This window comes from Erythrobacter sp. W36, from assembly GCF_057364935.1.
The window spans coordinates 1,085,699-1,106,687 of the sequence record NZ_CP200281.1; the positions used below are offsets into that span (position 1 = coordinate 1,085,699).

At 58.8% G+C, this 20,989-nt stretch carries 18 protein-coding genes and 1 pseudogene; 13 read left to right on the forward strand and 6 right to left on the reverse strand.

Annotation, left to right across the window (positions count from 1 at the left end):
* Positions 1–55 precede the first annotated feature (55 nt).
* The 4 genes from guaB (at position 56) to AC0V6U_RS05390 (ending at position 3,962) form a co-directional block, all read left to right on the forward strand.
* Positions 56–1,510 carry an IMP dehydrogenase gene (gene guaB / locus AC0V6U_RS05375; protein WP_472645163.1) on the forward strand — a complete coding sequence of 485 codons (1,455 nt, stop codon included), beginning with the start codon at positions 56–58 and terminating at the stop codon, positions 1,508–1,510.
* A gap of 223 nt (positions 1,511–1,733) precedes the next feature.
* Entirely contained in the window at positions 1,734–2,702 is a 969-nt protein-coding gene (locus AC0V6U_RS05380) for an RsmB/NOP family class I SAM-dependent RNA methyltransferase (protein ID WP_486169397.1), read from the forward strand.
* Between the two features lie 58 nt (positions 2,703–2,760).
* Positions 2,761–3,261: a hypothetical protein gene (locus AC0V6U_RS05385; protein ID WP_472645166.1), complete on the forward strand. Its 501-nt coding sequence runs from the start codon at positions 2,761–2,763 to the stop codon at positions 3,259–3,261.
* Positions 3,262–3,287: 26 nt separating this feature from the next.
* On the forward strand, positions 3,288–3,962 hold the full coding sequence (locus AC0V6U_RS05390; RefSeq protein ID WP_472645167.1) for a glutathione S-transferase family protein: 675 nt from the start codon (positions 3,288–3,290) through the stop codon (positions 3,960–3,962).
* 4 nt (positions 3,963–3,966) lie between these two features.
* Here AC0V6U_RS05390 and AC0V6U_RS05395 read toward each other — a convergent pair whose 3' ends face one another.
* Both AC0V6U_RS05395 and AC0V6U_RS05400 read right to left on the reverse strand, forming a co-directional pair.
* Positions 3,967–4,452 (reverse strand): RNA pyrophosphohydrolase, encoded by a 486-nt coding sequence (locus AC0V6U_RS05395; protein ID WP_472645168.1) that lies wholly within the window; start codon positions 4,450–4,452, stop codon positions 3,967–3,969.
* Positions 4,449–5,402, reverse strand: a complete 954-nt coding sequence (locus AC0V6U_RS05400; protein WP_472645169.1) for an alpha/beta hydrolase — start codon at positions 5,400–5,402, stop codon at positions 4,449–4,451. The genes AC0V6U_RS05395 and AC0V6U_RS05400 overlap by 4 nt, the downstream gene beginning before the upstream one ends.
* Before the next feature lie 59 nt (positions 5,403–5,461).
* On the opposite strand from AC0V6U_RS05400, the gene AC0V6U_RS05405 reads away from it, so the two are divergent.
* The 3 genes from AC0V6U_RS05405 (at position 5,462) to AC0V6U_RS05415 (ending at position 9,300) form a co-directional block, all read left to right on the forward strand.
* The gene (locus AC0V6U_RS05405; RefSeq protein WP_472645170.1) at positions 5,462–6,409 is read left to right on the forward strand and encodes a metal-dependent hydrolase; all 948 of its coding nucleotides are present in this window, start codon (positions 5,462–5,464) and stop codon (positions 6,407–6,409) included.
* Positions 6,410–6,625: 216 nt separating this feature from the next.
* Positions 6,626–8,017, forward strand: a complete 1,392-nt coding sequence (locus AC0V6U_RS05410; protein ID WP_472645171.1) for a cryptochrome/photolyase family protein — start codon at positions 6,626–6,628, stop codon at positions 8,015–8,017.
* A gap of 89 nt (positions 8,018–8,106) precedes the next feature.
* On the forward strand, positions 8,107–9,300 hold the full coding sequence (locus AC0V6U_RS05415) for a serine hydrolase domain-containing protein (RefSeq protein ID WP_472645172.1): 1,194 nt from the start codon (positions 8,107–8,109) through the stop codon (positions 9,298–9,300).
* A 16-nt stretch (positions 9,301–9,316) separates the two neighbouring features.
* Here AC0V6U_RS05415 and AC0V6U_RS05420 read toward each other — a convergent pair whose 3' ends face one another.
* The 3 genes from AC0V6U_RS05420 to purF form a co-directional block, all read right to left on the reverse strand.
* Entirely contained in the window at positions 9,317–9,658 is a 342-nt protein-coding gene (locus AC0V6U_RS05420) for a PilZ domain-containing protein (RefSeq protein ID WP_472645173.1), read from the reverse strand.
* Between the two features lie 208 nt (positions 9,659–9,866).
* A complete protein-coding gene (locus AC0V6U_RS05425; protein WP_472645174.1) occupies positions 9,867–10,580 on the reverse strand; it encodes an SDR family NAD(P)-dependent oxidoreductase in 714 nt (237 codons plus the stop codon).
* A gap of 6 nt (positions 10,581–10,586) precedes the next feature.
* Entirely contained in the window at positions 10,587–12,059 is a 1,473-nt protein-coding gene (purF, locus tag AC0V6U_RS05430) for an amidophosphoribosyltransferase (protein ID WP_472645175.1), read from the reverse strand.
* A 190-nt stretch (positions 12,060–12,249) separates the two neighbouring features.
* Here purF and AC0V6U_RS05435 point away from each other — a divergent pair, with 190 nt between their 5' ends.
* The 4 genes from AC0V6U_RS05435 (at position 12,250) to dnaE (ending at position 18,353) form a co-directional block, all read left to right on the forward strand.
* Positions 12,250–13,491, forward strand: coding sequence for a lipoprotein-releasing ABC transporter permease subunit (locus AC0V6U_RS05435; protein WP_472645176.1), 1,242 nt, complete (start codon positions 12,250–12,252; stop codon positions 13,489–13,491).
* Positions 13,484–14,170, forward strand: a complete 687-nt coding sequence (locus tag AC0V6U_RS05440) for an ABC transporter ATP-binding protein (protein WP_472645177.1) — start codon at positions 13,484–13,486, stop codon at positions 14,168–14,170. The genes AC0V6U_RS05435 and AC0V6U_RS05440 overlap by 8 nt, the downstream gene beginning before the upstream one ends.
* Positions 14,167–14,646 (forward strand): glutathione peroxidase, encoded by a 480-nt coding sequence (locus tag AC0V6U_RS05445; protein ID WP_472645178.1) that lies wholly within the window; start codon positions 14,167–14,169, stop codon positions 14,644–14,646. The genes AC0V6U_RS05440 and AC0V6U_RS05445 overlap by 4 nt, the downstream gene beginning before the upstream one ends.
* Before the next feature lie 107 nt (positions 14,647–14,753).
* Positions 14,754–18,353 (forward strand): DNA polymerase III subunit alpha, encoded by a 3,600-nt coding sequence (gene dnaE, locus AC0V6U_RS05450; protein ID WP_472645179.1) that lies wholly within the window; start codon positions 14,754–14,756, stop codon positions 18,351–18,353.
* Here dnaE and AC0V6U_RS05455 read toward each other — a convergent pair.
* The gene (locus tag AC0V6U_RS05455) at positions 18,336–18,701 is read right to left on the reverse strand and encodes a hypothetical protein (RefSeq protein WP_472645180.1); all 366 of its coding nucleotides are present in this window, start codon (positions 18,699–18,701) and stop codon (positions 18,336–18,338) included. The genes dnaE and AC0V6U_RS05455 overlap by 18 nt on opposite strands.
* Positions 18,702–18,780: 79 nt before the next feature.
* Between AC0V6U_RS05455 and AC0V6U_RS05460 the strand changes: the two are divergent.
* Both AC0V6U_RS05460 and AC0V6U_RS05465 read left to right on the forward strand, forming a co-directional pair.
* Positions 18,781–20,386, forward strand: a pseudogene (locus AC0V6U_RS05460) (long-chain fatty acid--CoA ligase).
* 12 nt (positions 20,387–20,398) lie between these two features.
* The gene (locus tag AC0V6U_RS05465; RefSeq protein ID WP_472645706.1) at positions 20,399–20,944 is read left to right on the forward strand and encodes a pseudouridine synthase; all 546 of its coding nucleotides are present in this window, start codon (positions 20,399–20,401) and stop codon (positions 20,942–20,944) included.
* Positions 20,945–20,989: the final 45 nt, after the last annotated feature.

The following is a 20,989-nucleotide window of genomic DNA, read 5'->3' on the forward strand; positions in this document are numbered from 1 at the left end:
GTGCGGTTACATGGGCCGCCACATCAATCATGCTATGACTTAGAAAGTGGCACTTATGGACATCCCACTTGGCCTTACATTCGACGACGTATTGCTGCGTCCGGCCGAAAGCGATGTGCTGCCCTCGATGGCGAACACGCAAACACAATTGACGCGCGGCATTGCGCTCAACATTCCTATTCTTTCCGCTGCGATGGACACCGTGACCGAGGCGGATATGGCAATTGCCATGGCGCAAATGGGCGGGATAGGTGTGCTGCACCGCAATCTGGAATTGCCCGATCAATGCGCGGCTGTTCGAGCGGTAAAACGCTATGAAAGCGGCATGGTCGTTAATCCGATCACCATTGGCCCAGACGCAACGCTGGGCGATGCGCAGGCCTTGATGAATCTGCACAAGATCAGCGGCATTCCCGTGACGGACGCTTCGGGCAAGCTCGTCGGCATCGTCACCAACCGTGATGTGCGCTTTGCGGAAAACCCCGCTCAGCCTGTGCGTGAGTTGATGACGACAGAGAATTTGGCCACCGTTCCGCTTGGCACTGGTCAAGAAGACGCACGCCGTCTGCTCCACGCGCGCCGGATTGAAAAGCTGCTGGTGGTCGATGATGACTACCGCTGTATTGGCCTGATCACGGTCAAAGACATTGAAAAGGCCGTCAATTACCCTGACGCGACCAAGGACGAAGCCGGACGCCTGCGTGTGGCCGCCGCCACCACGGTGGGCGACAACGGTTTTGAGCGCACCGAGGCTCTGATCGACGCCGAGGTTGATGTGGTAATCATAGACACTGCGCATGGGCACAACAAGGATGTGGCCCGCGCGGTTGAGCGCGCCAAGGCGCTGTCCAGCACGGTTCAAGTCGTCGCCGGTAATGTCGCCACGGCTGAGGCGACCCGTGCGCTGATCGATGCGGGCGCGGATGCGGTGAAAGTCGGCATTGGTCCGGGATCGATCTGCACCACTCGCGTTGTTGCCGGTGTCGGCGTTCCTCAGCTTTCCGCCATTATGGATAGCGCTGCAGAAGCGGCGAAATCTGGCGTACCGGTGATCGCCGATGGCGGCCTGCGGACCAGCGGCGATGCGGCCAAAGCGCTCGCGGCGGGTGCCTCCACGGTGATGGTCGGCTCTATGCTGGCCGGTACAGCGGAAAGCCCGGGCGAGGTGTTCCTTTATCAAGGGCGCAGCTACAAATCATACCGCGGCATGGGCTCTGTCGGCGCGATGGCACGCGGCAGCGCAGACCGGTACTTCCAGCAAGACGTCTCTGCGATGAAGCTGGTGCCAGAGGGGATCGAAGGCCAAGTGCCGTTCAAAGGCCCTGCGGCCGATGTGGTCCACCAATTGGTTGGCGGCATTAAGGCGGCTATGGGCTACACCGGTTCTGCCACCATTCCTGATCTGCGTGAGCGAGGCAAATTCGTCCGCATCACCAATGCTGGTCTTTCTGAAAGCCACGTCCACGATGTGGCGATCACCCGCGAAGCCCCCAATTATCCAACGCGATAGGAACCTAAAATGAGGCTCGGCAGCACGCGTTCAAGCAGCCATCGAACTGCTTGATACGATTATCGATTGTGCCCGGCGTAAGGCCGCCCCGGCAGACCGTTTAATCTCGGAATATTTCAAGGCGCGGCGCTATGCCGGGTCCAAGGATCGGCGGGCCATTCGCGAGCTGGTTTACCGGGCTATCCGCCTGTGCGGGCCGGTGCCCAAGAATGGGCGAGCGGCGATGCTTGCCTTGGGTCAGGAAGACCCCGCCATCCTCGAATTGTTTGATAGTTCCGATCATGGCCCGGCAAAGATCCGCGACGGGGAAAAATTCGCCAAGGCCGGTGTCGCGCCGGGATGGCTGATCGAACTACTCTCCCAAAGTGGGATTACCGGCGAGGCCGCCGAAGCGCTGCTCGGCCGCGCTCCGCTCGACATTCGAGTGAACTCGCTGAAGGCCGACCGTGCAACAATTGAGCTGCCCGAACCGAGTGAGAAGCTGGCTTCAGAACAAGGCCTGCGTTTTCCTTTCGGCACCCAGGTGGAGCAATGGCAGGCCTACCGCGACGGCCAGATCGAAGTGCAAGACCACGGCAGCCAGCTGGTGTGCGAAGCACTGGCGGCGAAACCCGGCGATACCGTAATCGACTTGTGCGCGGGCGCAGGCGGAAAAACGCTCGCTCTTGCGGCAAAGCTGGGCAATGCAGCCTCACTTGTCGCCTCCGACACGGATAAACGCAGGCTTGGCAATCTGGCCCCGCGCGCAGCCCGCACGGGGGCAGAGGTCGATCACATTGTCTTGCTCGATCCAGGTAAGGAAATGGAGGCCTTGGCCCAGTGGACCGCGAAGGCTGATCATGTGCTGGTTGATGCGCCTTGCTCTGGCAGTGGCACATGGCGGCGTAATCCCGAAAGCCGCTGGCGCTTGGACGAGGCTGAGCTCACGCGCCTGAATGAGCTGCAAGATCATGTGCTCAACATTGGTGCGCAGCTGGTTCGTCCGGGCGGTTCCATGGTGTTTGTCACCTGCTCGCTGCTCGATGCGGAGGGTCCGAACCGGATCAAAGCGTTCCTAGAGCGACACGAAGGGTGGACGGCAAAAACACCCGAGCTGGCGCTGGGCACACCGCGCGGTGATGGCCTGCGGCTCGACCCGTTCCAACACGGCACGGACGGATTTTTTGTCGCAAATCTGGAATATGCGTGTTAGCGATTGCCATATGGCTGAGCCCCAAACTTCCCGCTTAGCTTCCTTTAAGGAGACGCTCATGCGCTTTGCGCCCGCTGCCGCTGCACTATCGCTCGTTTTCACTGTCTCTGCGAGCGTCATCAGCGCGCAGGATTATGAGCCTGATGCCCGTGCAGCTGCGCTTGTGGCGCAGGGGCAAGCAGCGCTGAAAGCTGACGATCCGCAAGCGGCGATTGATGCTTACGAGGCCGCGCTGGCGGTTGATCCGGGTTATGTCGGCGTATTTATCGAGCTGGCAAATGTGGCCCGCTTCGAAGGTTTGCAAGGCAAAGCGATCCGTTATTACCGCGAGGCATTGGTGCGCGATCCCGGCAATTTTGCCGCGATGTCGGGGGAGGGCGAGGCGCTGGTAGAGAAGGGCGCTCTGGAGAAGGCGAAGCTCAACCTGGCGCAGCTGCGCAGCCTGTGCGGGGCGAATTGCCCAGAGACTTTGGCGCTGCAGACCAGCATCGCAACCGGCACGCAGGCCCGGCTTGCGGCGGAAACTGCTGCGGCTGAAGACGGCGTCGCGCAAAACTAATCAACATCAAGAGGAGGGGCTTAGCGATGCTGACGCTTCACCATCTCGAATATTCACAAAGTTTCCGCGTTCTGTGGCTGCTCGAAGAGCTCGGCGCGGAATATGAGCTCAAATCGTATAACCGCGATCGGGAGAGCAATCTGGCGCCGGATGACTACAAGGCTCTGTCGCCGCTTGGCACGGCACCGGTCATCACCGAGGGCGATCTTGTGCTCGCCGAGAGCAATGCGATCATCGATTACATCCTCGACAATCATCCAGACAGCCCGCTGCGCCCTGCGCCGGCCAGCCCGGACCGCGCGCGCCATCTGTTCTGGTTTCACGCCGCGCAGGGTTCACTGATGTCAACGCAGGGCATCAATATGGTTTTGGGCCTGCTCGAACAGCGCACGCCCGGCCCGATCAGCTGGCTGCTCAAGAAGATATTCGCGCAGGTGCGCACGATTTTTCTCAATCCCCGGCTAGAGGCGCTGTTCGACCTGATGGAGAAGGATCTTAGCGTTCAGCCTTTCTTCGGCGGAGCGAACCTGACAGCGGCGGACATCACGCTGATCTATCCGATGCTGGCCGCGCGGGACAAGGGTGTGTTCGCAGGCAAATACCCGCATGTTGAGCAATGGTTTGACCGGGTTGAGCAGATCCCGAGCTTTGTCGCCGCGCGCAAGCTCGATGATCGCCCGCACATCACATTCCGGTTCTGAACCCTCAGATCAGCGGCGTGAATTCCTCCACCAATGCGGCGTAAACATCGCGTTTGAATGATACGATCAGCTCGGGCAATTGCGCGGGCTCGATCCATTTGTAGGATTCAAATTCCGCCGGTTCGTGCGCGTTTAGATTGATATCCGCCTCGCTCCCCAAAAACCGGCCCAGGAACCAATGCTGTTCCTGCCCGCGATATTTGCCCTTCCACACCTTGCCGAGCAATTCAGGCGGCAGGTCATAGAGATGCGTGGTGGCCGAGCGCGCAATCACCTCGACCAGTGCGGCGCCAATGCCGGTTTCCTCCTCCAACTCGCGCAGGGCGGCCTGTTCCTCGTCCTCGCCCTTGTCGATCCCGCCCTGCGGCATTTGCCACGCGCCGAGAGTCTTGGGATCGCGGTTGGCATCAATCCGCTGGCCGACAAAGACATGGCCATCGGCATTCACCAGCATGAAGCCCGCACAGGGGCGATAGGGCAGATTGCTCATACGGAGGCTCCCGCGAGCATGTGTTTCATCGCGGCAATGATCCGCTCCAGATCGGCTTGAGCGCTGGGCACGGCCCCGCGCAGATTGGTGAAGGAATGCGTGACGCCTTTGACCTCAATCAGCATGTGGTCCGCACCTGCCTGTGACAGCGCCGCGCCATAATCCCGGCCAGAATTGCGGATGGGGTCGAGGCTGGCGGTGACCAGCACGGTTGGTGGGGCTGCGCTGTGATCGCCGAGAATTGGAAACGCGCGCGGGTCATTACGATCTGGCTGGTACTGCGCATCAAAGAACTCGACCGCCGCCTTGGTCAGCACATAGCCGGTCGCAAATTCATCAATGCTGGCTGAGCGCAAGGCATCGCTCGCGAGTGGGAAGATTGGCACCTGCATGACCACCGGAACATCGGCGGGGTTTCCGGCCAATTGCTGGCCTACAACGATTGTTGCGTTGCCTCCCGCGCTGTCACCAATCGTGACGAGACCGGTGGGCGTAAGACCTAGCTCTGATGGACCCGATGCGACCCAGCGCGTCGCTGCCTCACAATCCTCAATCGCGGCAGGGAAGGGGGCCTCTGGAGCGCATCGATAATCCACGGCCACCACTGGCAAATCCATCAGATGAGCGATTTCTGTGCAGAGATTGTGGTGTGTATCGAGATCGCCAATGACGTAGCCGCCACCGTGATAGAACATGATCACAGGCCCGGCCTCGCGTGTCTCCCGTGCATCATACAGCCGCAGGCCGATATCGCCCGCTGGTCCGGGGCAGCTCAGGTTCCGGATCACCGCCAGGTCGCGCGCTGGCCGATCCGCCATGGTGTGCAGCGCGCCGTATCCCGCGCGTGCTTCCTCGAGCGTCATATCGGCGATGGCTGGGCCATTGGCGGCGGCCAAGGCGTCCAGGAATGCCTTCATATCGGGGCGGATAAAGGGCGTGTTCTCACTCATTCTTACGTTTCTCTTTCAAAGCTTTGACGCGGCTATGCACCAAGCCTATCGCTTTTCAAATGGACAATCTCACACACAGCCTGGTCGGCGCATTGCTGGGCCAGGCGGGGCTTAAGAAGAAAACTGGCCTGGCAATGCCCGCGCTGATCATTGGGGCGAATTTGCCTGATGTGGATGCGGCGTGTTTCTTTTGGCTGGAGGGGCAAGAGCACCTTGGTTTCCGCCGCGGGATCACGCATGGCCCGCCCGCATTGGTGTTGCTGCCGCTAATACTGGCGGGGCTGCTTTGGGGGTTTGACCGCTGGCAGGAAAAACGGGGGAAGCGGCCAGAGGGCCGCCGCCCGGTCAGCTTCAAATGGCTTTTCCTGCTGAGTTTTATCGGATGCTTGACGCACCCAGCGCTCGATTGGCTGAATGTCTATGGCATCCGATTGCTTGAGCCGTTCTCATCCCAATGGTTCTATGGCGATACTTTGTTCATCATCGACGTATGGTTGTGGGCGCTGATGGGCTTTGCCACGTGGTTTTCATTGCGGCGCGAAAAGCGCGGTGGTGAGTGGGTGAAGCCTGCGCGCGTCGCGATAGCCGTGGCGCTGGCGTATGTTGGGATGAATGGGGCGATAAGTCTGCACCCTGGTGTGAGCACGATGGGCGGTAAGGTGATCGCCAGTCCGCTTCCGATTCAATCCTGGGAAAGAGAGGTTCTCGTGGAGGGTAAAGGAAACTTCTGGTTCATTCTGCAAAGCCCCCTGCCCAAAGATCGTAGTCAATCCCCACTAAAGCCCATTTCGGACAAGGTGTGTTCTTGGCCTAACTTGAGCAAACTTCGACAGACGAATTCAGAGTTGGATGCCTTTCTCTTTTGGTCACGTGCACCTTTCGCTGAGCGTGCCGAAGATGGTTCTGTGCTCCTGCGTGACGCGCGTTTCTACGATCCGCGTGCGAGAGACCGCTTCACTGTCGCATTGCCAGATGTGAAATGTCAGGAGCTTCCAAAAGAAACTTAAGTCTTCAAAGTCATCCTGAACTCGTTTCAGGATAACCGGCAGTCCCTGGAAAAAATCGAGACTTTACGGTGTTATGCTGAAACAAGTTCAGCATGACGACGTTGGTAATTCACAACCGTACAGGCTGAGCCCGTCGAAGCCCTGTCCTTCCTGTAAGAACAACGGACGTGAAGAAACGCAGCCCTTCGACAAGCTCAGGGCGAACGGAGGTAGTTGGTGAGTTCCCCACAAATCGTCTGGCTAAGGCGCGATCTGCGTATGGCCGACAATCCCGCTCTGTACGCAGCGGCGCAGCAAGGCCTCGTCATCGCCGTCTATGTGCTCGATGATGATTGCGCGAAGGGTCATGCCTACGGCGGGGCATCGCGTTGGTGGCTGCATCACTCGCTGGAGAGTCTTTCCAAATCTCTTGGGTCCCGCAATGCGCGGCTGATCCTGAGGCACGGCGATGCGGTGGAGGAGCTTGCTAAGCTGGCCGAGGAAACTGGCGCTGAGACTGTCCATGCCAATCGCCATTACGAGCCGTGGTGGCGCAAAGCGCAGGGCGCGCTCGCTGAGAAGCTCGACCTCCAACTGTATGATGGCAATTATTTGATGCCACCCGGTTCGATCACGACCGGCTCTGGCACGCAGTACAAGATTTACACCCCGTTTTCCAAAGCGAGCCTGTCGCAATTCCCACCGCGCGACGCTTTGCCCGAGCCAGAGACCCTATCTTCGCCAGATGAATGGCCCGCCAGCGATACGCTCAAAGATTGGCAGCTGCTGCCGACCAAGCCCGATTGGGCGGGCGGTATGCGCGCGTTTTGGGAGGTCGGCGAGGCCGCCGCGCATGAGCGGCTCGCATGGTGGGAAAACCACGTCGAGGATTACGACGAAGCTCGCAATCTCCCTTCGGTAGAGAAGACATCGCAGCTGTCCCCGCATTTGCACTTTGGAGAGATATCTCCGGTGCAGATCTGGCATGCGCTAAAGCACAAGCGCTCCGACGGGTGGCGAACCTATGAGAAAGAGCTGATCTGGCGCGACTATGCGCAAAACGCGATCGCGCAATTCCCCGCCTATGCCAGCACGAATTACCGCGAGGATTATGACAAGCTGAAATGGCGCGATCCGCATTCTGACAAGGCCGCTGCGCGCGATCTCAAAGCCTGGCAGCAGGGCAAGACCGGCTATCCGATCGTCGATGCCGGAATGCGGCAATTGTATCAGACCGGATGGATGCACAACCGAGTGCGGATGATCACGGCAAGCTTCCTGATCAAGCATCTGCTTATCGATTGGCGTGAGGGCGAGAAGTGGTTCTGGGATACGCTGGTTGATGCCGATTACGCATCTAACGCTACCAATTGGCAATGGACCGCCGGGACGGGCGTCGATTCCAACATGTTCGTGCGGATCATGGCGCCGCTCAGCCAGTCGGAGAAGTTCGACAGCGCGGCGTATATTCGCGAATATGTGCCCGAGCTGGTCGATCTGAGCGAGCCCTACATCCATGACCCGGAAGAGCATGGCTGCCTGCCCAAAGCGTACCCCGCGAAAATCATCGGCCATAAGGAAGCGCGCGAGCGGGCGTTGTCGGCGTATAAGGCTATGAAGGGCGAATAGCGAAACGCGCCGTCTCATTCGCACCCTTGTCCTTGACGGTGTCATCCTACTAAGGTTGCGGTTCAAAACCAGATTGAGGGCAGGCGCACATGACGATCACCAAGACATTACTCAGCGGGATCGCCGCGCTTGCGATTGCGGGATGTTCGGCGAGTTATAGCGGCCCGGTGGAGACCACCGCAGCGGCTACCGAGCCAGTGCAATTGGTCACTCCGCCCGCGCGTGATCCATCGGAACTGCAAGTGCTGTTTTGGGACAATGAAACCCGCACTGCGCGCTTCCGCGATATGGAAAGCTGGTTTGCAGGACACGAAGTGCCTGCCTCCGCCAATCCGCGCGAGCTACCTGAGGGAGCGCCTCTACCCTCTGAGCTCCAGGCTGAAATTCGAGAAGCGATGGTGCAATCGGGCGCTTCCGGCGTGATGGTCATCAAGAATGGGACAGCACGCTTTGAGGGCTACAGCCTTGGGCTGGGAGCGGAGGATCGCTGGACCAGCTTCTCAGTTGCAAAGAGTTTCACCTCGACCCTGCTCGGCGCAGCCATTGCCGATGGGTTTATTGGCAGTTTGGATGACCCAATCACCCAATACGTGCCAGAGCTGGCGGGCTCTTCCTACGACGGCGTGACGGTGAAGCAGCTCGCGACCATGACCAGCGGCGTCGCATGGAACGAAAGCTACACCGATCCGAGCAGCGACGTGGCGCAGATGAACCGTTTCGTGCTTGAATACGGCGCAGACGCGATCGTTGCTCAGATGAAGGAGCTGGGCCGCGCGGCAGAGCCAGGCGAGAAATGGAATTACAGCACGGGCGAGACGAACCTGATCGGCATGGTGGTCGAGAATGCTATCGGGCTGCCGCTTGCCGAATATGCGCAAACCAAGATCGTCGAACCCGCTGGGTTTGAAGGCGGCTTGTTCTGGATGACAGACCCGCGCGGCGGCAACATTGGCGGATGCTGCCTCTCGCTGCGCCTGCGCGATTATGCCCGGATGGGTCAGTTTGTGCTTGATGGCGGAGAGGGTGTGGTGCCGGAAGGCTGGTTCGGAGAGGCCGGCGCGGCTCAGGTCGATTTTGGAAACGGCGGCTTTGGCTATGGTTACCAATGGTGGACCTATCCCGGCGGGAATTACGGGGCTCAAGGCATTTTCGGGCAATCCATAACGATTGTGCCAGAAGAACAGCTGGTGCTGGCAGTGGTGAGCAATTGGCCAACAGCAACCAGCGGTGAATACCGCGCCAAATGGGGCGGCATCGCAGCCAAGATTGCAGCAATTGATTGAGCGCTTGGCGCCGAGATTAGCGGCGGTAGACGCCAGTCTCGCTATAGCGTTGCAGAATGTTGTCATGCACGATCGGGCTGAGCAGCTCGTTAAACGCGCAGCCGACGACACAATTGTCCCACCACACGACTTCGCATTGCAGCGATTCGAGGCCGGGCAGGGTCAGCCAGCACATTTGGCCTTCGTGCATGCGATTGATCGACGCGGCGGAAAAGCCAGAGATCGACAGATCATGGACGACAGATTGAAACGCACGGCCACCCGACGCCCGCAAAGTTGCAGGAATCGTGAGCTTTGTGCGCGGTGAGCAGCGATCTTCTTGCGCTGCCAATGTGTAACGGTCGTGTTCGGTCTGCATAGGATGCGTACCCTTATTTCCAATCAGCTTGTGGTCTCTTGCCGGTCGGTCTTGCTGGGCAAATTCACCGCCTAACGTTAAGGGCGCGTTGCCAAACATGGTTACCAGATATCTACCAGAGGGGCGATGCGAGCGTTGCGGGCGCACGAGTGCCAGCGCGCGAAAACACGCTTATCAAACGATTTGAGGTGCTTGTGGGCGGTGTCGCCTAGTCCACGCGCTCGCGGTGGCCGGTCTCAAAGTCCTCGGCGAGCAGCGCCGTAATGCGGTCTGCAACGACCGTAGGCTCTTTCACTGTCTCAGGATTCTCGCCTGGATAGGCCCGCGCGCGCATTTCTGTGCGAGTCGCGCCGGGATCCAGGATAGCCACGCGGGTGTTGCACAGTTTCTCGACTTCCGCGCCGTAACTTAGCAGCAAATTGTCAAATGCCGCTTTGGTCGAGCCGTAAGCGCCCCAAAATGGGCGAGGGCCTGCACCAACGCTGCTCGTGAGCCCGATGACGCGGCCTGCCTGAGACTTTTTCAGCAGGTGGTCGAACGATGCGAGCAAGGCCTGCGTCGCGACGACATTGGTAACCAGCGCCTTGTTATAGAGCTTCGGATCAATCTGAGTGACTGGTGACAACTCTGGCAGATAGGCGGCTGAAATAATGAGATAATCGAGCGCATCCCAGCGTCCGCCAATGGCGCCGGCAAGCCGGGTGACAGCGTCTGGCTCAGTCAAATCAACAGGCGCAATGGTCGAGGTGCCGCCAGCATCGTGGATTGCGTCTTCGATCGCTTCGAGCGCCTTTACCTTGCGCGCGACCAGGATCACATGCGCGCCAGCCGCGGCCAGAGCCTGCGCCGTTGCCGCCCCAATACCCCGGCTAGCACCTGTGATAAGCGCGGTTTTACCGCTCAGCGGCTTGTCCTGTGTCATGTGGTTCTACGCCGCTTTGTGATCGGTGAATGGCAGTTGGGCTGGCTCATGCTCGCCCATATCAAGGTCGGTGAGCGTCGTCGGGTAGTCACCGGTGAAGCACGCATCGCAGAATTGTGGGCAGGCCTTGTCGCGTCCCTTGGCCCCCACCGCGCGGTACAGGCCGTCAATCGAGATAAAGGCGAGGCTATCAGCCTGGATGAACTCGCGCATCGGCTCCAGCTCCATGCGAGCTGCGAGCAATTTTGAGCGTTCCGGCGTGTCGACGCCGTAGAAACAGCTGTGCGCTGTCGGCGGGCTGGCAACGCGGAAATGCACTTCGCTTGCACCGGCTTCGCGCATCATCTCGACAATGCGCAGGCTGGTGGTGCCGCGCACGATAGAATCGTCGATCAGTACGATCTTCTTACCCTCGACCAGGCCGCGATTGGCGTTGTGCTTGCGCTTAACGCTCGCATGACGTGCCGTGTCGGATGGCTGAATAAAGGTGCGCCCGACATAGTGAGAGCGGATAATCCCGAGCTCAAACGGTAGGCCCGATGCCTGGGCATAGCCGATGGCTGCGGGAACGCCGCTGTCCGGTACGGGGATCACCAGATCGACATCGCAGGGCGATTCTTTGGCGAGTTCCGCGCCGATCGACTTGCGCGCCTCGTAGACACTGTGTCCAGCGAACGTGCTGTCTGGGCGGCTGAAATAGACATGCTCAAAGATGCACGGGCGCGGTTTGTGATCGCCAAACGGGCGGATCGGCTTGATCTCCCCGGAGAAATCGACCTGGATCATCTCGCCCGGCTCGACCTCGCGGATCAATTCCGCGCCAACCACGTCGAACGCCACGCTTTCGCTGGCAAAGACAACGGCGTCACCCATTTTGCCCATCACTAGCGGACGAATGCCCAGCGGATCGCGGCAGGCGATCATCCCTTCTGGGGTCATCACGATCAGAGCGTAGGCGCCCTCGACCAATCGCAAAGCGTCAATCAAGCGGTCCGCCACGGTCGGATAGCGCGAGGTTGCGACCAAGTGGATGATCACCTCGGTGTCGGAGGTCGATTGAAAGATCGATCCGCGTCCGACCAAATCCTTGCGCAGCGCCTGAGCGTTAGAAATATTGCCGTTATGCGCTACGGCGAAGCCGCCGCTGGCCAGTTCAGCATAGAGCGGCTGAACATTGCGCAGGCCTGCGCCGCCTGTAGTCGAATAGCGCACGTGACCCGCCGCCATTCCGCCCGGAAGCTCGTCAATCGCCTCTTGCGTGGAGAAATTTTCCGCAACATGCCCTTGGCCGCGCCGCGAGAAAAAGGTTTCGCCATCAAAGCTGGTGATGCCGACGGCCTCTTGCCCCCGGTGTTGCAGGGCGTGAAGACCAAGAGCCGTGGCCGCCGCAGCGTCAGTCGAATTGATCGCTCCGAAGATGCCGCACTCCTCGCGCAGGGTATCACCATCTTCATCGTGAAAGGGGTGCGTGAAATTCATCGCTGATCCTGCCTAAAGCGCCGCTGCTGGATGGGGGCCTCAATGACGATGTTACAGCTCAATTACAAGCGATAAGGCGGCGCGTTCACCGGCCTTTTTCACACAAGCGCGTGGCCGCCATACATTGCGCCGCCGCCCTGGCGCGCTTACAGGCTTGGTTAAGCCTCAATTGATCAGAGCTTTAATCACTTTGTTTCTTACGCCTTTTGAATGGATGATCGCCAAACGCTACCTCTTGCCGGGCAAGGGGGAGGCCTTCATTGCGCTCGTCGCCGGAATATCGGTCGGCGTGGTGATGCTGAGCGTGGCCATGCTGGTGGTCGTGATGAGCGTGATGAACGGGTTCCGCGCAGAATTGCTCGACAAGATCACCGGGCTGAATGGCCATGCGATTGTGCAGGCTTACAATGATGATCTGGGCGATTGGCAAAGCGTGCTGGAGGATGTGCGCGCGACACCGGGCGTGGTCGATGCCTCTCCACTGATTGAAAAACCGCTGATGGCTTCATTGAATGGCCGGGTGAACCTGATCTTTGTGCGCGGCAACACGGCCGAGGATATTGAGGGGCTGGCGGAAACCGTTGTCCAAGGCGACATCAGGGATTTGATCCCAGGTGAGCGCCGGATCGCGATCGGCTCACGCCTGGCGCAGAATATTGGCGCAGGCGTCGGTGACAGCCTGACGATTATCAATCCGCAAGGGCGCACGACGCCGTTTGGCACCTCAATCCGGCAAGTGGATTATGAGGTCGTCACGATCTTTGAGGCTGGCATTTACGACTACGACGAGACCTTTGTGATCATGCCCATCGCCAATGCTCAGCAATTGCTGCTGATGGGCGATAAGATCGGGATGATCGAGGTGACGGTGGAGGACCCAGACAAGGTCGGTCCAATCCTCGCCCCGGTTCAGGAAAAACTCGCTGGCCGGGCAGTCGTTTCAGACTGGCAGACGATAAATTCCGCCCTGTTTGAGGCTTTGCAGGTCGAACGCGTTGCGATGTTCTTTGCGCTTAGCTTCATGGTTCTGGTGGCCGCTTTTAACATCCTTTCGAGCCTGGTGATGCTGGTCCGCGCGAAAACGCGAGACATTGCGATTATGCGGACAATGGGGGCGACCCGGCGCAGCCTGCTGAAGATATTCGTCACCACCGGCTCGACGGTCGGAGTGATCGGGACCGCCGCTGGATTGATGCTGGGCTTTATCATCCTCTTTTTCCGCGGGCCAATTGTGACATTCATTGCTTGGTCGACCGGTCAGCAGATCTGGGATCCTGAGGTGCGTTTCCTCTCCACCCTGCCGTCGCGCACGGACCCATGGGAAGTGGCGGGCATTGTCGCACTTGCGCTGATCCTGAGCTTCCTCGCGACGCTCTATCCCGCGCTAAAGGCATCGAGCACAGACCCAGTACAAGTGCTGCGCTATGAGTAATTCCGGCGTGACACCGATTGCTTCGCTCAAGGGGCTGAAACGCAGTTTCACCCAAGGCGAGCAAACTATTGAGGTTCTGCGCGGGGTGGATCTCGACATTATGCCCGGTGAAATCGTAGCTCTGCTGGGTCCATCGGGCTCCGGCAAATCGACCATGTTGCAAGCGGTCGGCCTGCTTGAAGGCGGGTTTGAGGGCTCAATCGCGATTGCCGGAACCGAGGCGAGCAAACTGCCAGCGGATAAGCGCACCGCTTTGCGGCGTGATCACCTTGGGTTTGTCTATCAATTCCACCACTTGCTGCCCGATTTTGACGCGCGCGAGAATGTCGTGATGCCTCAGATGATCTCTGGTCAGGAACGCGGCGCTGCCGAAGCGCGCGCCGATAGCCTCCTTAGCTCACTCGGCCTTGAACACCGTCTTACCCACCGGCCCAGCCAACTCTCTGGCGGCGAACAGCAGCGTGTCGCCGTGGCCCGGGCGCTGGCTAACCAACCGACACTGGTACTAGCGGATGAGCCAACCGGCAACTTGGACGAGACGACCTCTGACCGTGTATTGGGCCAGTTCCTAGAGCTGGTGCGCGGCGAAGGCAGCGCAGCCCTGGTCGCGACACACAACGAACGCTTAGCCGCCCGCATGGACCGCGTGGTTCGCTTACATGATGGAATTCTCGAATGACCACTATCGCTGATTTTAAAGTGACCACCAATCGCGGCGAGGAATTGGACCTTGCAGATAAGAAGGGGCAGGTCTTGCTCGTGGTCAACACCGCCAGCAAATGCGGCTTTACACCGCAATATGATGGGCTGGAGGCAGTCTTTCAGAAATACAAGGATCAAGGGTTTGAAGTGCTTGGCTTTCCCTGCAATCAGTTTGGTGCTCAGGAACCCGGCAACGCCGAGGAAATTCAGGAGTTTTGTAAGCTCAACTTTGGGGTCACCTTTCCGCTGATGGAGAAGGTCGATGTCAATGGCTCAGACGCATCGCCGCTGTTCGACTGGATGAAGAAAGAAGCGCGCGGGGTGATGGGCACGACCGCGATCAAGTGGAACTTCACGAAATTCCTGATCGACCGTGAGGGCAATGTCGTTAAGCGCTATGGCTCTGCAGACAAGCCGGAATCCATCGCGAAAGACATCGAAAAGCTGCTGTGATTGTGGCATCACAGGAGACGTCATTCCCGCTTTCGCGAGGATGACAAGGGAGAGAAAGCTGTGGATTGCCGCTTGGCCTAAGCGAGGCCGCTCAGCATAGTGCCCAAATGGCATTTGCTCCGTTCATCCCGCTTCGCGTTCTATCGTCCTACTCGATGCTGGAGGGGGCGATTGATCCCAAGGGGATTGCGAAGCTGGCCAAGGAGCGCGGCTTTCCTGCCATCGCGATTTGTGACCGCAATGGCCTTTATGGCGCAGTGATGTTCGCCTCTGCTTGTAAAGCGGAGGGCGTGCAGCCGATCATCGGGACATTGCTGGGCGTCGCTCGGCCAAGCAATGATGAGCGCGAACGCACGATTGTCGATTACCTCCCGCTGTTTGCTCAGGATGAGGCTGGCTATGACAATCTGTGCCATCTCGTCTCAAAGGCGCACCTTGATCGGCCGTTGGAGCTGGACCCGCATGTCGACATGGCAGAGCTCGAAGGCCGAACCGATGGTCTGATCGCGCTGACCGGAGCGGGCGAGGGCGCACTCACGTGGCTCTTGGCAGAAGAGCAGACCGAGGCGGCGCATTCGTTATGCGACAATTTGCAGCGCCTCTTCCCGCAGCGGCTTTATGTGGAGCTTGCACGCAATGGCGATGACGCGGCGGCGAAGGCGGAAGAGGCCCTTGTTGAGCTCGCCTATGCCCGCGATCTGCCGCTGGTCGCGACGAACCCGTCCAACTTTGCCGATCCGCACATGCACAAGGCGCATGACGCGATGCTGTGCATTGCCAATTCGACCTATATCGAAAACGAGGATCGACCGACCTCCAATGCGCAGGCCTTCGTAAAATCGGCACCGATGATGGACGAGCTGTTCGCAGACATTCCGGAGGCGATGGCAAATACTCTAGTGGTGGCTCAGCGCTGCGCCTTTGCGCCGCCGTATCGCGATCCGATCCTGCCTAGCCTGGCTGGCGATCTGGAGGGTGAGGCGAGAATGCTGGCGGAGGAATCTCGTTCAGGGTTGGTGGAGCGTCTGAAGCCTTACTACCCGGAAGCCGTCCATGCTGAGCTTGCCGAGGCATTGCATTTCTCCTCGGCAGAACTACTCAGAGAAGAAGGGCAGTCCTTCGACAAGCTCAGGACGAACGGAATTTGGGAGGATGTGCTCGAATACAAAGAGCGCCTCGATTATGAGATCGACATCATCGTCAAGATGGGCTTCCCCGGCTACTTCCTGATCGTTGCCGACTTTATCAAGTGGGCCAAAGACAATGGCATTCCGGTGGGTCCAGGGCGCGGTTCGGGTGCGGGGTCAATTGTCGCTTGGGCTCTGACCATCACCGATCTTGATCCGATCCAGCTCGGCCTGCTGTTTGAGCGTTTCCTCAACCCAGAACGTGTTTCCATGCCGGACTTCGATATCGATTTCTGCGAAACTCGCCGGGGCGAGGTGATCCGCTATGTTCAGCAGAAATATGGCGATGATCACGTCGCTCAGATCATCACCTTTGGTAAGCTGAAAGCGCGAGCTGTCTTGCGTGATTGCGGGCGGATTTTGCAGATGAGTTATGGCCAGGTGGACCGGCTGTGCAAAATGGTGCCGAACCATCCGACAGACCCTTGGACATTGCCGCGCGCGCTCAATGGTGCGGCGGATTTCAAGGCGGAATACACCAATGACAATGAGGTGAAGCGCCTGGTCGATCTGGCGATGCAGCTGGAGGGACTGCCGCGTAACTCCTCAACCCACGCTGCCGGCGTTGTGATTGGCGACCGGCCGCTGGCGCAGCTGGTACCGCTGTACCGCGATCCGCGCTCTGATATGCCGGTGACGCAGTTCGACATGAAGCATGTTGAAAGCTCCGGTCTCGTCAAATTCGACTTCCTTGGGCTCAAGACTCTGTCGGTGCTGCGTAAGGCCGTCGATCTGCTTGAGCTGCGCGGGATCACAATTGATCTCGGCGAACTGCCGCTGGATGACACGGCGGTCTATGACCTTATGCAGGATGGTAACACGGTTGGCGTGTTCCAGCTGGAATCCGAAGGCATGCGGCGCACGCTGAAAGCCGTGAAGCCGAGCAATTTCGGTGATATTATCGCGCTCGTCTCGCTCTACCGCCCAGGCCCGATGGACAACATCCCACTGTTTGGTCAGCGCAAGGCTGGTGAGGTTGCGATTGAATATCCTCACGAGAAGTTGGAAGGCATTCTCTCCGAAACTTACGGCATTTTCGTCTATCAAGAGCAGGTCATGCAGGCCGCGCAGATATTGGCCGGATATTCACTTGGCGATGCGGATTTGCTGCGCCGGGCCATGGGTAAGAAGGTCCAGGCGGAGATGGACGTCCAGCGCGGGCGCTTTGTTGAGGGCTGCAAAACCGAAAGCGGCATTGAAGCGAAACAAGCCAACGAATTGTTCGATTTGATCGACAAGTTCGCAGGCTACGGCTTCAACAAATCGCACGCGGCGGCCTATGCGCTGCTCGCCTATCAAACGGCTTGGCTGAAGGCGCATTACCCAGAGGAATTCTACGCCGCTTCGATGTGTTTCGACCTGCATCAGTCGGAGAAGCTGTCGATCTTTGTCGATGATGCGCGCCGCTATCCCACAGGGGATGAGGGCGGGATCACGGTTCTTCCGCCGGACATCAACCATTCTGAGGCGCGCTTTACGGTTGAGCAGACCGATAATGGCTACGGCGTGCGCTATGCTCTAGCCGGGATCCGCAATGTTGGCGAGAAGGCAATGGACGCTATCGTCGCGGAGCGTCAGGCGAGCGGTCCGTTTGAAAGCCTGCAAGACCTATTCGACCGCCTGCCTCAGGGAAGCATGAACCGCCGCCAGCTCGAAGGTCTGGTCGGAGCAGGCGCACTGGATGGCCTGGAGCCTAACCGCGCTGCGATCTTTGCCAATGCTGACATGCTGCTGGCGATTGCCGATGCGGCAGAGCGAGAGCGCTCCAGCGGGCAAGCGGCGCTGTTTGGCGGTGAGAATGCGCCACAGGAAGAACTGCGCCTAAAGGTGACCGAGGAATGGTCGCGCACGGAGCAAATGGCGAAAGAACGCGAGAATTTCGGGTTCTATTTTGCAGCTCACCCGGTTCAGCAATACCGCGAAGTTGCCTCTGCCAATGGCGCGCGAACCTATCAGAGCCTAATGGAAGCAGGCGCGCCTCCCGGTGGGCGCGGAACCGCCGTGATTGCGGCCATGGTCGAGGGCATGAACAAAGCCCGGACGAAACGCGGTGGTGAATTTGTGCGGGCGGACTTCTCCGATTCCAGCGGGCAATTTTCGGCCGCCTGCTTCGAAGAGGCGCTGGTGCCCGAATTTGAGAAATGGGCGGCAGAGGGCGCCTGTTTGCTGCTGTCCGTTGAGCTCGATTCCCCCAATCCTGGCGAACCACCACGGCTGACAGTGCGCGGCGCGAAGCCTCTGGCCAGCGTAAGCGGGCGCACTCCAATGATGATGCGCGCCGATGTGACCCGGCCCGAGGCGTTGGGTGAATTGAAACTGTTGCTCACCACAGGCGAGGAGGCGCCCGGCGAGGTGCTTGTGCGGCTCATTTTGGCTGATGGTCAAGAGGCTCATATGCGGCTTGGGCGGAGCTTCATTCTCGACGGCGATTTGGCTGAGCGTGTCGCCGACATCGAGGGAATTGAGAACGTTGAGCTGCAGCCGCTACGGGGCCGCGCGAACCTAAAGCTCGTCGCTTAATTCCTCGTCTTCTGGCGCGGTTGCTTTGGCTGGCCGATCAAAAACAGACGTAAAGCGCGCCATGATCAGCAGGATCGTTGGCACCATCATGGTGTTCCAAATGTCTTTCCAATGGGCTTCTGGAATAGTCTCCCATCCAAGTCCCTCAGCGTTCTGCGCATCCCAGACCTCACCCAGCAGCGTAATTGTCAGGATCAGCACCCAAGGCTTCCAGCTCGACGCCCTCCATCTGAGTAGCAGGCATGAGCCAAGATAGACGCCAAGCGCCACATAAATATGCAGCGCGTCTTTCGCGAGGCTGGTGTTTTCAACCAGCCATAATTTTAACTGTGTGAAGGTCTCTATCACTTGCGCGCCCCGGACTGATCGCTAGTCTCTATGAGCAAAGCCATGAACGGCAAACAACGAATTTGGGAGAATGAATTCAATGCTCGGAGCGATGCAAGACTGGACGATGCGGATCACGCATGTGATCGATCACGCGGCCCGCGAAAACGGTGGGCGCGAGATTGTAACGCGATGGGCAGATGGCATCGAGACGCGCACCGATTGGGTACGGCATTCGCCGCGATGCCCTGAAGATGGCGCAGGCATTGAAAGCGCTCGGCCTGAAAAAGGGCGATAAGGTAGCAAGCCTTGCGATGAACCATTCGCGCCACCTGGTCAGCTGGTATGGGGTCGCCGGGATGGGCGGTGTTTTGCACACGGTGAACCCGCGCCTGTTCGATGATCAGCTCGAATATATCGTCAACCACGCCGAGGATAAGGTGCTGTGTTACGACGCGGCCTTCCAACCCATCGTCGACAAGATGAAGGAAAAATGGACGAGCGTAGAGCATTACATTTGCTATGATTCTGGCGAGCACAATCCGGCTTTTGAAGATTGGATTGGTGCGCATGATGGCGATTACGAGTGGGAGACGGGCAAAGAAACCGATCCCTGCATGATCTGTTACACATCGGGCACAACCGGCAATCCCAAAGGCGTGCAGTATGAACATCGCTCGACTGTACTCCATGCTGTTTCCGGACTGCAGCCCTCGACGTTTAATTTCAGCAGCGCCTCCGTAATGCTGCCCGTAGTGCCGATGTTCCATGCGGCGAGCTGGGGCCTACCCTATGCTCGAGCGCAATGGCGGGGATCAAATTCGTCTTTTCCGCCGTCAACGATCCAGCGGTCCTGCATGAGTTGATGATCCGTGAAAAGGTGACAGACAGCGCCGGTGTACCGACCGTCTGGCTCGCCCATTTCCAATATTGCGACAAGGAAGGCCTCGATCTGCCCCCGCTGAAGGCTGCAACGATTGGCGGCTCAGCCTGTCCACGCTTCATGATTGAGCGCCTGATGAAAAATGGCACGCGGGTGCAGCATGCCTGGGGTATGACCGAAACCTCCCCGATTGGCACTGTAGGCGGGCCGACCCATGATTGGGACGAGCTCACGTTTGAGCAAAAGGTCGATAAGACTGCGATGCAAGGCCGCCCGATCTTCGGCGTTGAGCTGCGTATTGTTGATCTAGATGACAATACCACGGAGCTGCCGCGTGACGGCGTTGCCTCTGGCGCGCTGCAAATTCGCGGGCCTTGGATTATCAAACGCTATCTCAAGGCAGAGACTGATGCGGTCAATGAGGATGGCTGGTTTGATACGGGCGACGTTGGTATCATCCATCCCGACGGTACATTGCAACTGACCGACCGCACCAAGGATGTGATCAAATCCGGCGGCGAATGGATCAGCTCGGTTGAAGCTCGAGAACGCCGCCGTGGGTCATCCCGACATCGCTGAGGCCGCTTGTATCGGCATGTACCACCCGAAATGGGATGAGCGCCCCGTGCTGTTCGTAGTCAAGAACGAGGGAGCCGACCTGTCGAGCGACGATGTGCTGGAGCATCTAAAGCCGTTGATCGCGAAATGGTGGATGCCCGATGCGGTCGAGTTTGTGGATGATATTCCACACACCGCGACAGGCAAGATATCCAAGAAGGACCTGCGCGACCGCTTCAGCGATTATACGCTCGAAGGCGCTTAGGGGGCCGGGGCAATCGCTCGGCTGATCCTGCTGAACAAACCCTTTGGTGTGTTGTCGCAATTTAGCGGCGGCAAAGAGGGTGTCCAAGACACGCTGGCGCATCTGGTTGATGTGCCGGCGGTCTATCCTGCTGGGCGCTTGGACAAGGATAGCGAAGGGCTGTTGCTGCTCACCGATGATGGGCGCTTGCAATCGCGCATAGCGGAGCCGCGCTACAAGACGGAAAAGACTTATCTAGCCCAAGTTGAAGGTGAGCCAGATAAAAAAGCTCTGGAGGCCCTGCGGCGCGGCATGATGCTGAAAGATGGGATGACAAAGCCCGCCAAAGTTGAGCGGATCGATCCTCCTGATCTGTGGGAACGCGATCCGCCTATCCGCTTTCGCAAGAATGTGCCCGACAGCTGGATTTCCCTAAGCATATCGGAGGGCAAGAACCGCCAAGTCAGGCGCATGACAGCCGCCGTGGGCCTGCCGACCTTGCGCCTTGTACGCTGGAGCGTTGGCGAGTGGTCGGTCGAGGGATTGGCGCCAGGCGAGTGGCGCGAAATAGCGGTTTGACTTCCTACTTCGTCATTGCGAGCGTAGCGAAGCAATCCAGAGACC

Coding starts and splice junctions, on each gene's coding strand:
- AC0V6U_RS05400 (WP_472645169.1), bottom strand. CDS start 5,402: ATGAGTGAGAACACGCCCTTTATCCGCCCCGATATGAAGGCATTCCTG.
- AC0V6U_RS05405 (WP_472645170.1), top strand. CDS start 5,462: ATGGACAATCTCACACACAGCCTGGTCGGCGCATTGCTGGGCCAGGCG.
- AC0V6U_RS05445 (WP_472645178.1), top strand. CDS start 14,167: ATGACCACTATCGCTGATTTTAAAGTGACCACCAATCGCGGCGAGGAA.
- AC0V6U_RS05415 (WP_472645172.1), top strand. CDS start 8,107: ATGACGATCACCAAGACATTACTCAGCGGGATCGCCGCGCTTGCGATT.
- purF (WP_472645175.1), bottom strand. CDS start 12,059: ATGAATTTCACGCACCCCTTTCACGATGAAGATGGTGATACCCTGCGC.
- AC0V6U_RS05425 (WP_472645174.1), bottom strand. CDS start 10,580: ATGACACAGGACAAGCCGCTGAGCGGTAAAACCGCGCTTATCACAGGT.
- guaB (WP_472645163.1), top strand. CDS start 56: ATGGACATCCCACTTGGCCTTACATTCGACGACGTATTGCTGCGTCCG.
- dnaE (WP_472645179.1), top strand. CDS start 14,754: ATGGCATTTGCTCCGTTCATCCCGCTTCGCGTTCTATCGTCCTACTCG.
- AC0V6U_RS05395 (WP_472645168.1), bottom strand. CDS start 4,452: ATGAGCAATCTGCCCTATCGCCCCTGTGCGGGCTTCATGCTGGTGAAT.
- AC0V6U_RS05390 (WP_472645167.1), top strand. CDS start 3,288: ATGCTGACGCTTCACCATCTCGAATATTCACAAAGTTTCCGCGTTCTG.
- AC0V6U_RS05380 (WP_486169397.1), top strand. CDS start 1,734: ATGCTTGCCTTGGGTCAGGAAGACCCCGCCATCCTCGAATTGTTTGAT.
- AC0V6U_RS05420 (WP_472645173.1), bottom strand. CDS start 9,658: ATGCAGACCGAACACGACCGTTACACATTGGCAGCGCAAGAAGATCGC.
- AC0V6U_RS05385 (WP_472645166.1), top strand. CDS start 2,761: ATGCGCTTTGCGCCCGCTGCCGCTGCACTATCGCTCGTTTTCACTGTC.
- AC0V6U_RS05440 (WP_472645177.1), top strand. CDS start 13,484: ATGAGTAATTCCGGCGTGACACCGATTGCTTCGCTCAAGGGGCTGAAA.